10 protein-coding genes are annotated in these 12,231 nt (G+C 74.3%); 5 read left to right on the forward strand and 5 right to left on the reverse strand.

The annotated features are described in order from the left end of the window. Positions 1–41: 41 nt before the first annotated feature. Positions 42–1,100: an amino acid ABC transporter permease gene (locus AC4H2G_RS06410; RefSeq protein WP_494364921.1), complete on the forward strand. Its 1,059-nt coding sequence runs from the start codon at positions 42–44 to the stop codon at positions 1,098–1,100. Between the two features lie 68 nt (positions 1,101–1,168). Further along, complete coding sequence (locus AC4H2G_RS06415; protein ID WP_494364972.1) at positions 1,169–1,933, forward strand: amino acid ABC transporter ATP-binding protein; 765 nt, start codon at positions 1,169–1,171, stop codon at positions 1,931–1,933. An 81-nt stretch (positions 1,934–2,014) separates the two neighbouring features. Here AC4H2G_RS06415 and AC4H2G_RS06420 read toward each other — a convergent pair whose 3' ends face one another. Then, complete coding sequence (locus AC4H2G_RS06420) at positions 2,015–2,221, reverse strand: hypothetical protein (RefSeq protein ID WP_494364922.1); 207 nt, start codon at positions 2,219–2,221, stop codon at positions 2,015–2,017. Positions 2,222–2,421: 200 nt separating this feature from the next. Between AC4H2G_RS06420 and AC4H2G_RS06425 the strand changes: the two genes are divergently transcribed. Then, positions 2,422–2,862 carry an SRPBCC family protein gene (locus AC4H2G_RS06425; RefSeq protein WP_494364923.1) on the forward strand — a complete coding sequence of 147 codons (441 nt, stop codon included), beginning with the start codon at positions 2,422–2,424 and terminating at the stop codon, positions 2,860–2,862. Between the two features lie 2 nt (positions 2,863–2,864). Here the strand turns inward: AC4H2G_RS06425 and AC4H2G_RS06430 are convergent, their stop codons facing one another. Beyond that, on the reverse strand, positions 2,865–3,851 hold the full coding sequence (locus AC4H2G_RS06430) for a DUF1090 domain-containing protein (RefSeq protein WP_494364924.1): 987 nt from the start codon (positions 3,849–3,851) through the stop codon (positions 2,865–2,867). A gap of 142 nt (positions 3,852–3,993) precedes the next feature. Here AC4H2G_RS06430 and AC4H2G_RS06435 point away from each other — a divergent pair, with 142 nt between their 5' ends. Continuing rightward, positions 3,994–5,763, forward strand: a complete 1,770-nt coding sequence (locus tag AC4H2G_RS06435) for a SpoIIE family protein phosphatase (protein ID WP_494364925.1) — start codon at positions 3,994–3,996, stop codon at positions 5,761–5,763. A 73-nt stretch (positions 5,764–5,836) separates the two neighbouring features. Continuing rightward, positions 5,837–9,850, forward strand: a complete 4,014-nt coding sequence (locus AC4H2G_RS06440; protein ID WP_494364926.1) for a TM0106 family RecB-like putative nuclease — start codon at positions 5,837–5,839, stop codon at positions 9,848–9,850. Positions 9,851–9,888: 38 nt separating this feature from the next. On the opposite strand, the gene AC4H2G_RS06445 is transcribed toward AC4H2G_RS06440, so the two are convergent. From AC4H2G_RS06445 to AC4H2G_RS06455, 3 genes are all read right to left on the reverse strand, one after another. After that, positions 9,889–10,659: a hypothetical protein gene (locus tag AC4H2G_RS06445; protein WP_494364927.1), complete on the reverse strand. Its 771-nt coding sequence runs from the start codon at positions 10,657–10,659 to the stop codon at positions 9,889–9,891. A gap of 309 nt (positions 10,660–10,968) precedes the next feature. Next, complete coding sequence (gene cspE, locus AC4H2G_RS06450; protein ID WP_378191688.1) at positions 10,969–11,172, reverse strand: transcription antiterminator/RNA stability regulator CspE; 204 nt, start codon at positions 11,170–11,172, stop codon at positions 10,969–10,971. 237 nt (positions 11,173–11,409) lie between these two features. Next, on the reverse strand, positions 11,410–11,889 hold the full coding sequence (locus AC4H2G_RS06455; RefSeq protein WP_494364928.1) for a nitroreductase family deazaflavin-dependent oxidoreductase: 480 nt from the start codon (positions 11,887–11,889) through the stop codon (positions 11,410–11,412). Positions 11,890–12,231 lie beyond the last annotated feature (342 nt).

A 12,231-nucleotide genomic window follows, 5' to 3' on the forward strand; every position in this document is an offset into this window, starting at 1 on the left:
CGGCCGCTCGGTGACCCGAGCCCGAACCCCGAGGTGGACCCATGGCCCTGCCCGGACCGAACGCCCGCGCCGACGACGCGTCGTCGGACCCTTCCACCGACACGGCGCCCGACGCGCCGGCCGACTCCTCGACCGACCCGGTCCCCGACCGGATCCACGCCCGACCGGTGCCGCGACCCGGCCGCTGGATCTCCGCCGTCGTGCTGCTCGTCCTCGCCGCGATGGCGGTGCACGGCCTCGTGACCAACGAGAAGTTCCGCTGGGACGTCGTGTGGCTGTACCTGCGTGACGTCAACGTCATCCGCGGCGTGGGGTGGACGCTCGTCCTGACGTTCGGGTCGATGGTCATCGCCATCGTGCTCGCCGTCGGCCTCGCGGTGATGCGGCGCTCCGACAACCCGGTGATGCGCTCCGTGAGCTGGGCGTACATCTGGTTCTTCCGCGGGACCCCGATCTACACGCAGCTCGTGTTCTGGGGCCTGCTCGCGGTGCTCTACCCGCGGCTGAGCCTCGGCATCCCGTTCGGGCCAGAGTTCTTCGAGTTCCGCACGCAGGACGTCATCACCGCGTTCTGGGCCGCACTGCTCGGGCTCGCGCTCAACGAGGCGGCGTACCTCGCGGAGATCGTGCGCGCAGGCCTCGGGTCGGTGGACCCCGGGCAGAGCGAGGCGGCGCGCGCGCTCGGCATGAAGGACCGCAAGATCCTCACGCGCGTCGTGCTGCCGCAGGCGATGCGCGTCATCGTGCCGCCCACGGGCAACGAGACGATCTCCATGCTCAAGACGACGTCCCTCGTGCTCGCCGTGCCCTTCACGCTCGACCTCACGTACGCGACGAACGCGATCGGCAACCGTACGTTCCTGCCGATCCCGCTCCTCATGGTCGCGGCGTTCTGGTACCTGCTCATCACGAGCATCCTCATGGTCGGCCAGTACTACATCGAGCGGTACTACGGCCGCGGCTTCGGCGACCAGGCCGGTGCCCGACGGCGCGGCGGCGGCGGCGGCGGACGACGTCGCCGGGGGAAGCCCAGCAAGCAGGAGCTCATCGCGGCCTCCCGCACGATCAAGGACGACCCCTTCCTGGAGGTGACCCCGTGAGCGGGACGACCGGTGCGACGTCGGGCACGGCGGCGGGTCCTGCGCCGACCCGGCAGGACGAGGTGCCCATGGTGCAGGTCGAGGGCCTGCACAAGATGTTCGGCGACCTGCACGTGCTGCGGGGCGTGGACCTCGAGGTGCCGCGCGGGTCGGTGTGCGTCGTGCTCGGGCCGTCGGGCTCCGGCAAGTCCACGCTCCTGCGCTGCGTCAACGAGCTCGAGGAGATCACGGGCGGGCGCATCCGGGTCGCGGGCGAGCTCATGGGGTACCGCGAGGTGACGAAGAACGGCCGGACGGTGCTGCACCGCCTGCACCCGCGGGTCGTCGCACGTCAGCGCGCCCGCATCGGCATGGTGTTCCAGCGCTTCAACCTGTTCCCGCACATGACGGCGCTCGAGAACGTCATGGAGGCGCCCGTCCAGGTGCGTGGGCTCAGCAGGGCGGAGGCGCGGGCCCGCGCGAACGAGCTGCTCGAGCGCGTCGGGCTCTCCGACCGCGCCGACCACTACCCGGCGCAGCTGTCGGGCGGTCAGCAGCAGCGCGTCGCGATCGCGCGGGCGCTCGCGATGGATCCCGACCTCATGCTGTTCGACGAGCCGACGTCCGCGCTCGACCCCGAGCTGGTGGGCGAGGTGCTCGCCGTCATGCGCGACCTCGCGAAGTCCGGCATGACGATGATGGTCGTCACGCACGAGATCGGGTTCGCGCGCGAGGTGGCCGACACGGTCGTCTTCATGGACGAGGGCGCCATCGTCGAGCAGGGCACCCCGGACCAGGTGCTGGGAGACCCGCAGCACGAGCGCACGAAGGGGTTCCTCGCGCACGTGCTCTGAGCGGGCCCGCCGAGATCGACCCGAGCGCACCGAGATCGACCCTCAGAGGGTCGACGTCGCGACGCTCGGGTCGATCTCGCGTCAGGAGGCGCGGCGGCGGGGGAGGACGGGGACGTCCTGCGACGGGACGATCCGGGGTTCGAGCCCGACCGGACGGGCGACCGTCACCATCTCGCCGCTCAGCGCCCGGCCGAGGTGGAGGAGCGGGAGCTGGTTCTCGTGCTCGACGACGAGGGCGTCGAAGATCGGGGTCTCGCTGTCAGCTGTGGAGGTGGTGGAACGGCGCACCCGACAACTCTCGGCGAAGCGCGTGAAGAGCGCGACCGGAAGCCGTGACGTGTCGGTGACGACGTCGTGCGCACACGGCACGGGGTGCGCCGTCGTCCTGTGGTGGAAGACGCCGTCCCGCTGCTGACGTCCGGTGGCGGACCGTGCCGTCCCGCGGTTCGATAGGCCCGTCTCCGCGTCCGGGATCCACGGGAGGTCCGATGAGCCTCGCCCCGATCGTCCACGAGCTGCGCCTCGCGTGCCCCGTCGACACCGCGTTCGACACGTACGCGCGCCGCATGGGCGAGTGGTGGCCGCCGCAGTACACGGCGCACGCCGCAACCTTCTCGGGCGTCGCCGTGGAGCCGTCCGTCGGCGGCCGGCTCGTCGCGTCGTACGGCGCGGTCGAGCACGAGTGGGGGCGCGTCACGCTCTGGGAGCCGACGGCGCACCTCGCCCACACCTTCACGCTCGCCCAGCCGTCGGGCCGGGAGTCGCTCGTGCGCGTGGACCTGCGCGCGACGCGGCACGGCACGGCGGTGCGGGTCGAGCACGGCGGCTGGGCGCAGGGGACCGAGGGCGTCCGCGCGCGGTTCACCGACTGGCCGCTCATCCTCAGCCGGTACGCGTTCCTCGCGGAGCACCCCCACCCCGAGAAGTAGGTTCAGCCCCAGCCGCCGAGGTCTCCCCAGGACCAGCCGGAGTCCTCGCCGTCCCCGGTGCCCTGGTCCTGGTTGCCGTCCTGGTTCCCATCCTGGTTCCCGTTCTGGTTGCCGTTCTGGTTCTGGTCGCCGTTCTGGTCCTGGTTCTCCCGCTCGCGCCGTTCGCGCTCTGCCGTCGCGTCGTCGAGCTCCTTCTGGCGGGCGGCGGCGTCCTCCTCGGCCTTCGCCACCTCGGCCTCGCGCTCGGCGAGCCCCGCCTGGGCGGCGTCGACCTCCGCGCGCTGCGCCTCCAGGTCCGCGCGCTCCGTCTCGAGCTGCTCCCGCTCGGCCGCCACCTCCGCCTGGACGCGCTCCGCCTCGGCCGTCGCCTCCTGTGCGGCGCCCTGCGCCGACAGCGTGAGGCCGATCCCGACGAGCAGGCCCAGCGCGAGGCCTGCGAGCCCGAACGCGCTCGGCACGAGCCAGCGACGCCCGCGGTCCGGGGCGTGGTGGTCGTCGTCGGCCGCCGGGAGCGACAACGGCCCGAGCGGACCGGCCGCTCCGCGGGTGGACGCACCGGGCGTCGGACCGACCGGGACGACCCCGGGCCGCGGCGTCGGGCCGGGCTGCGGCGTCGTGGCCGGCTGCGGCGCCGGCCGCGGGGCGCTGGACCGTGCAGGCGCTGCCGAGGGTGCCGGCGCTGCCGAGGGTGCCGACACGGCGGCGAGACCCGCGAGGCTCGGCAGGACCATGGTGGAGCCCACGACCGGGTGCGCCGCGTCGTCGGTGACGACGGGCACGGGGCCGGACGAGCGCTCGCGCAGCGACCGGCGGCTCGGCTGGACCTCCGCCCGCACCGGCTCCGGGACGGGAGGCGCGGGGATCTCGTCCACCCAGAACACCCACCCGGGCGGCGCCGGGGGCCACGACGGGTCCGGGTGCCAGTCGGTCGTCGGCGTGAAGCCTGGCGGGACCGACCAACCGGGGGGCGGCGTGAACCGCACGACCATGGGACCTCCTTCGACGGGCGCCGGTCGGCGCGATCGACGGGAACACTATGCTGCAGGGGGCCTCGGCGGGACGAATCGCCCGTTCCGCCGCTGCGTCCCGCCGGATGCCGTCCAGGGCCCGTCAACCGCTTAATCTTGCGCGATGAGACCCGACTGGTTCGCGCGCGCGACCGCGGACACGAGCACGGGCGCCCTCGCCGCCCAGGTCGACTGGTCGGCCACGCCGCTCGGGCGGCCCTCGACGTGGCCCCACGGGCTCCGCGCCGCGTTCGTGCTGTGCTTCAGCACCCGCTTCCCTGTGCTGATCACGTGGGGACCCGACCTGATCATGATCTACAACGACGGCTACCGCGAGATGCTCGGGAGCGAGAAGCACCCCGCGGCGATGGGGGCTCCCGCCCGCGAGATCTGGGGCGAGATCTGGGACGACATCGGCCCGCTGTTCGCCGAGGTGCTGACGACGGGTCGTCCGACCTGGACGGTCGACGCCCAGCTGTTCATGGAGCGCTCCGGCTACCTCGAGGAGACCTACTTCACCTTCTCCTACAGCCCGCTCGAGGACGACGACGGTGTCGTGCGCGGCGTGCTCGACATCGCCACGGAGACCACGGACCGCGTGGTCGACCGCCGCCGGATGCTGCTGCTCAGCCGGCTGTCGCTCGCGCTGCAGGACCGCACGCACCGGGTCGACGAGCTGGCCCGGGCCTTCGTCGACGAGGTCGCCACGAGCGCCGACGTCGTCGGGGCCGAGGTGTGGGCGCGGAGCGGGGAGGACGTCGTCGTCCTCGCGGCGACGCAGGAACGGCCCGCCGCCTACCGGGCGCCGTCGCCCGACGCGGCACCCACGCACACGCATCGGTTGCGCGCGACCGCCCTCGACGTGCTGGGTGACGGCGTCGCGCGCACGCTCGGGGCGACGCTCGTCGCACCCCTGCACGGGCCGGGGACCGCTGTGCCGCTGGGGGTCGTCCTGCTGGAGGCGGTCCAGACCCGCCCCGTCGACGCCGCAGCGCTGGACTTCCTGCGGCTCGTCGCCGCGACGTTGGCCGCGGTGGTGCGGGAGCGGGTGGGGCACGAGCGCGAGGTGCGCGAGGCGCGGGTGGCGAGCGAGGCCTTCCAGCTCGCGATGCTGCCGCCGCAGCTCACCACCTCCCGCTGGACGACGCGCTACCAGCCCGCCGACGACCGGTACGCGGTCGGTGGCGACTGGTACGACGTCGTCCCGCTCGGAGGAGGGCGCTGGGGACTGCTCGTGGGCGACTGCGTCGGGCACGGTCTGCACTCCGCCGCCCTCATGGGCCAGCTCCGCAGCGCTGGGCGCGCGCTGCTCCTCGACGACCAGGGACCTGCCGCGACGCTCGCCGCGCTCGACCGGTTCGCCGCCGAGCTGCCCGGCTCCGAGTTCGCGACGGTGCTGTGCGGCGTCGTCGACGAGGCCGCGGGCACCCTCACCTGGTCGTCGGCGGGGCACCCCCCGGGACTCGTCGTGCGCGACGGCGCGGCGCACTGGCTCGCCGGGGCTCGCGGTGCCCCGCTCACCCTGGTCACGTCTGCGGGCCGCGCCGAGACCACCACCCGGCTGGAGGGTTCCGACGTCCTCGTCCTCTACACCGACGGGCTCGTCGAGCGCCGTGGCGAGAGCCTGCGTGACGGGCTCGCGAGGCTCGCGGACGTGGCGGCGCGAACGGTCCGCGACCGTCCCGCCACCGAGGTCGCCGACGCGCTGCTCGCCCAGCTCGTCGGGGACGCCGCGCGCGACGACGTGGCGGTGGTCGTGTACGCGGTGCCGGCGCACGTGGGCGCCGGCGCCGGTGCGGCCACGGGACGGGCCGGCGTCGACGCCGCGGGCTCCGGACGGATCGGTATCGACGACGTGCTCGACGCAGCCGCCGGCGTGGGTGGCCGCTGGTAGAACGGGCAGCAGCCGGGACACCGGCTCGCCGGCCGCTCACCAGCCCCGGTGCCGTCCGAGCGCGGAGGTGCGCGTGTTCCTGGTCGACGAGCCCGCGAGCGGCACGGTGCCGGGCGGAGCGCCCGCGACGGGGGTGACGACGGCCGTCGTGCACTCCGCGAGCGACCTGGTCGTGGCCGCCGGGTGCGAGTACCGGCTCCTGAGCCGCCTCGACGAGCAGCTCGGTCGCGCGCCCCGGCGTGAGCCCGCCCAGGACGTCATGCTCGACCGCGCCGCGACCCTCGGGCGACGGCACGAGGACGCGGTCCTCGCCGACCTCGAGGCGCGCCACGGCCGGTACGACCCCGCGACCGGTCGCGGGGTGCTGCGGATCGAGCCGCCGCGGCACGGCTCCTGGGACGAGCTCGTCGCGGCGCACGTCCGCACGCTCGCGGCGATCGAGGGCGGCGCCGACGTCGTGCACCAGGCGGCGTTCTTCGACGGCACGTTCCACGGCCGGGCCGACTTCCTCGTGCGGGTCCCCGAGCCCGACGACGCGGGCGGCTCCGCACGGCGCGCCGGGGGACCCCCGCGGTACACCGTCATGGACGCCAAGCTCGCGCGCCGCGCCAAGGTGCCCGCCCTCCTGCAGCTCGCCGCGTACGCCGACCAGCTCCTCACGGCGGACGTCCCCGTGGCGCCCGAGGTCGTGCTCGTCCTCGGCACGCGCTCCCGCAGCACCCACCGGCTCGCCGACCTCCTGCCTGTGTTCCGCGAGCGCCGGGACCGGCTGCTGCGGCTCACCGAGACGCACCTCGCGCGCGACGGGCGCGCCCCCTGGGACGACGCCGACGTCCGCTCCTGCGGGCGCTGCGACGCGTGCCGCGAGCAGGTCGAGGCGCGGCGCGACGTCCTGCTCGTCGGCGGCGTGTACGAGCGGCAGCGCACGCTCCTCAACGCGGCCGGCATCCGAACCGCCGAGCAGCTCGCCGCCGCGACCGAGCCCCCGGCCGGGATGGCCGCGTCGTCGTTCGCGCGCGTCCGCGACCAGGCAGCCCTCCAGCTCGGCACGGGCGCTGCGGACGGGACCGTCGTCTGGGCGGACGCCTCCGGCCCGCACGAGCTCTCGTGGCGCATCGACGACCCGTCGCCGGTGCACGCGCTCCCCGCGCCCAGCCCCGGCGACCTCTTCTTCGACTTCGAGGGAGACCCGCTGTGGGTCGACGCCGACGGCGCGAGCTGGGGCCTCGACTACCTCTTCGGCTGGGTCGAGAGGCCCGACGAGCCGGGCGGCGTCCCACCGTCCCACGCGCTATGGGCGCACGACCTCGCGTCCGAGCGCGACGCGCTCGTCGCCTTCGTCGACCACGTGAACGCGCGGCGCCGCGAGCACCTCGACCTGCACGTCTACCACTACGCCGACTACGAGAAGTCCCACCTGTTGTCCATCGCCGCGCGGCACGGCGTCTACGAGGAGGAGGTCGACGACCTGCTCCGCGGCGGCGTGCTCGTCGACCTCTACGCCGTCGTGCGGCCGTCCCTGCGCATCTCCGACCCGTCCCGGTCCCTCAAGAGGCTCGAGCCGCTGTACATGGGCGACGAGCTCCGCAGTGGTGACGTCAAGGACGCCGCGGCGTCGATCGTCGCGTACGCCGAGTACACCGGGCTGCGCGACGCCGGGCGGCACGACGAGGCCGACGAGCTGCTCCGCGGGATCGAGGACTACAACCGCTACGACTGCGTGTCGACGTTGCGGCTGCTGGAGTGGTTGAGGTCTGCCGTCGGTCGCTCCGGATCCGGATCCGGCTCCGGTTCTGAGGCTGTGGTCGGGTCGGGTGCGGGGTCGGAGGAGGCGCGCGCCGTCTACCATCCGCGCCACTCGTCCCTCGCGGCGCTCCCGCCAGACCCGTCCACGACGGCGCGCGCCCCCTCCGACCCCGCTGTGGACGTCGCCCCGGTCGGTGGTGCGGTGGGTTCGACGACGGCGGGTGGTGGGTCCGGGCCGGACGTCGCCTCGGTCGGTGGGGCGGTAGGAGTGACGACGACGGCGGGTGGTGGGCCCGGTGGCGGCGTCGCCTCTGCTGGCGAGCCTGGGGCGAAGGAGGTGGCGCTCGCGCTCGAGGCGGAGATCCGCGGGGTCGTCGGGGAGGACCGGGCGGGCCGTGATGCCGGGATGCAGGCGCTCGCGATGTACGGGGCTGCCGTCGGGTATCACCGGCGGGAGGCCAAGCCGTTCTGGCAGGAGCACTTCGCGCGCCTCGCGCTCCCCGTCGAGGAGTGGCCCGGTCGGCGCAACGCGTTCCTCGTCGAGCAGGCGGAGGTCGTGAGCGGGTGGGAGGTCGAGCCGGGGCGTCAGACCATGTCGCGGCGGCTCGAGCTCGTCGGGCGGCTGCCCGAGGGGACCGACCTGCGGGTCGGGGTCTCGCCCTACCTGCTGTACGACGCGCCGCTGCCCCCGGGCACGCAGACCTCGGCCGACGGCGTGCGCGGCTGGGCGAGCGGCGCCGGCATCCTCGGAGCCGGTCGCCGCACGACGCCCGCGGGGGAGCGGGACGTCCTCGAGGTCCGCGAGCGGCTGCGGCGCAAGGCCGACCCCTTCTCCCAGTTCCCGATCGCGCTCACGCCGTCTCCCGGTCCGCAGACCGGGCCGCTCGAGGCGGCCGTCACCGTGGCGGCGCGTCGCGCGCTCGAGACCTGGCGTGCGACCGGCGCGCAGCCGCTCGACGCGGCGTCGGACGTCCTGCTGCGCCGGCCTCCGCGGCTCGTCGGGTCAGGTGCGTTGCCGCGGCCCGTCGGCGACGACGTCGTCGGCGCCGTCACGGCCGCGGTCGAGCGGCTCGACCGCTCGTACGTCGCGGTGCAGGGCCCGCCGGGGACGGGCAAGACGTACGTCGGTTCGCACGTGATCGCCCGCCTCGTGGAGCGTGGGTGGCGCGTGGGGGTCGTCGCGCAGTCGCATGCCGTCGTCGAGAACATGCTGCGCGCCGTCGTCGAGAAGGCCGGCGTGCCGGCAGGGGTCGTCGCGAAGAAGCTCTCGGGTGACGGGCCGTCGCCCACCGCCGTGTGCGCGGAGCTCGACGGCGGCGCGCTCGCGACGTTCGCGGCCGCGCCGGGCACGCGCGTCGTCGGAGGCACCGCGTGGGACTTCTCCGCCGAGCGGCTGCCCGAGGGCACGCTCGACCTCCTCGTCGTCGACGAGGCGGGGCAGTTCTCGCTCGCCGCGACGGTCGCCGTCGCCCGCGCCGCGCGGAACCTCCTGCTGCTCGGCGACCCCCAGCAGCTGCCCCAGGTGAGCCAGGGTACGCACCCCGAGCCCGTCGACCGGTCTGCGCTCGGCTGGCTCGCCGACGGTCACCGCGTCCTGCCCGACGAGCTCGGGTACTTCCTGGCCGGCACGTGGCGCCTGCACCCGAGGCTCGCGGCGGCGGTCTCGACCCTCTCCTACGAGGAGCGGCTGGGCGCGCAGCCCGTCGCCGCGCGCCGCCTGCTCGACGGTGTGCCGCCCGGGGTCGAGCAGGTGCTCGTCGAGCACGCGGGCAACCGTGTCCAGTCCCGCGAGGAGGCCGCCGAGGTCGTCCGCCAGGTCGAGCGCATCGTCGGGCGGTCGTGGACCACGACGGTCGACGGGAACGAGGTGGTCCGACCGCTCGGGCAGGCGGACGTGCTCGTCGTCGCGGCCTACAACGCCCAGGTCTGGGCCGTCAGGTCGGCGCTCGCCGCCGCCGGGTACCCGGACGTCCAGGTCGGGACCGTCGACCGCTTCCAGGGCAGGGAAGCGGTGGTCGTCGTCGTGACCCTCGCCGCGTCGTCCGCGCGGGACGCCTCGCGCGGCCTGGGCTTCCTTCTTTCGCGGCACCGGATCAACGTCGCCGTGTCACGGGCGCAGTGGGCGGCGGTCGTCGTCCGGTCGCCCGCGCTCACGGACCACGTGCCGAGCTCGCCACGAGGGCTCGAGGAGCTCGGGGCGTTCCTGGGACTGGGCGCGACCTCGGTCGTCGGCGCGCCCGCGGCTGACGGCGCCACCTCGCTCGACGGTGCGCCCTCGGCTCACGTCGCGGCTTCGTTCGACGGCGACCGCGACACCGCCGCACCGGGCAACCAAGGCTGACGTTCCCCGGGCGTCCGTGCTGTCGCCCGCGCCGGGAGTCAGAACTCGCCGAAGCCGCCGCCGAAGTCGTCGAACCCGCCGCCGAAGTCCCCGAAGCCGCCGTCACCGCCCGAGTCCGCACCGGTGTCGGCCCCCGACGCCTCGACGGCGCCCGGGTCACCAGCCCCGGCATCACCGGCTCCGGCGTCACCGCCCTCGCCCGCGCCCGGGTCCTCGCCACCCGACGCCGCGGCGTCCTCTGCGACGGGCTGCGTCGGGTCACCGAACGCGGGCCCGAAGATCGCGTTCGCGACGGCCGACCCGATGACGACGCCCGCGACGGTCCCGAGCAGGCTCGAGCCGACCATCGACCCGAACCCCGGCGCTCCGCCGGTCCGGCCGGCGAACGAGCGCTCCAGCGTGCCCGGCTGGCGCATCTCCGCGCGGGTCGCCATGCGGGCGAGGTCCTGGGGCGTGTCGGTGAGGGCGCGCTCCGCGGGCGGCACGACCGCGCCGAGCTCGGCGAGGACCTGGCTCCGCTGCTGGGGCGTGAGGCGCGCGAACGCCTCGGCGTGCGCCTGCTCGACGGCGTCCGGCGGCGCGGTGCGGAGCATGTACCGGTACCGGTCGATTGCGACCTGGTCCGGGGTGCGCGGCGCAGCGGGCCCAGCCGGCGCGGCGTCCGACGTGCCGTACGCGGGTCCGCCCGGCGGATACTGCGTGGGGTACCGGTTCGGCTGCTGAGCGGGGGAGCCGTAGCCGCCCTGAGCGGAGGGGTCGCCCTGCGCGTCTCGTGGCTCGCGGCCGAGAAGTCGGTCGAGGAATCCCATGGTCGGCCTCCGGGGTCGTGGGTCGGCGGGCGTCCACCCACCACTCGGGGAACGAGTCTGGGCCGCGACGGGTTCCGCCGCTCGCCGAACCCCGGGCTGTCGCCCGTTCAGACCGGTCTGAGACGCCTAACCCGGGGTTCGGCGCTGAAGCTTGCCGAACCCGGGGTTGTCGGTCCTTCAGACCGGTTCGAGACGCGTAACCCGGGGTTCGGCACGACGGCCCGGCACCGGACGCACGAGTGCCCCCCGACCCGGAGGTCGAGGGGCACTCGTCAGATCAGATCACGCGACCTGACGGCCGCGGCGAGATCAGACCGCGCGGATGTTCTCCGCCTGCGGGCCCTTGGGGCCCTGCGTGACGTCGAACTCGACACGCTGGTTCTCCTCCAGCGTGCGGAAGCCCTGCGACTGGATCGCGGAGTAGTGCGCGAACACGTCGGCCGAGCCGTCCTCGGGGGCGATGAAGCCGTAGCCCTTCTCGCTGTTGAACCACTTCACGGTTCCGGTAGCCATGGTTACTCCTTCAAGAGTGTCAACCTTCACCCCCCACGGTCGCGGGGGCGTACATCACAGGTGTTCGTCGTCAACTCTTGGGGTAACAAGGTCCGCCGGGGCTCCACCCGAGGGTGTCACCTCAGCGCGAGGACAAGCGAGGCACTGCAATCTCGCGCACAACCGTACAGCCTTCGTCCGTTCCTGGCTATGGATCCGGACAGGTCTCGTGAGAGAGTCCCCGAGCCGCGCGTCGACTCATGTCCGAGGCAGCAGCCGGAGCTCGACGACCGGCACGACACGCCTCCAGTCGGCCTCTCCCCGGGACCTCGCGAGCGGCTCGGCCCACTCTTGCAGCACGGGTTTGAGCACCGACCAGGCCCGACCCGAGCGGGCCGCGTAGTCGTCGAGGAGGCGGGCGCCGTCGTCAGGCGGGAGGGTCCGCGCCAGGGCGTGCCCGGCCGGGCGCGCGCCGGTCCGCACGAGGACGCGCGGCTCGGCGACCACGTTGCGATACCACTGCGAGCGCGGGCCGAGACCGGCGGCGACGACGATCCGGTCGGGTGCCGGTCGTCCCGCCACCTCGAGCACCACGGAGCGCGCCTCGCCGCTCGTGCGACCGCGGTGCACGAGCAGGACGAGCCGCCCGCCGGTCAGGAAGCCGAGCCCGCTCCGGAAGAGGGCGATCGGGGCGCGGACGAACCACCGGGTGTGCAGCAGCGTCGACGCGAGGCCCATCGCTCCACCGTACGGGCGACCGCCGGCCGACGCAGCGAGGTGGATCGGTACAGAAGTACCAGCACCGGGCCGAAGCGAGACCCGTGCGTTACGAGTCGGTAACAACTGGAGCCGGTCCGCGAAACCCGACGCGCCTAGGTTCGCCGCACCCAGGTACGCGGAGAGCGCCCCCTCCCGCGGATTTGCCGGGCTGGAGGTCCCTGCCGCACCGCAGGGACCTCCGGACGGCACGTCCGTCGGTGGGTTTCGGCTGTCGGTGACCTGTGTCACTATTCAGCACGCTATTCAGTGTTGAACTCAGCGATCGACCGCGGAGGACTGCGGCTCAGGCCACCTCGGCGG

The organism is Cellulosimicrobium sp. BMG9.23, assembly GCF_059159985.1.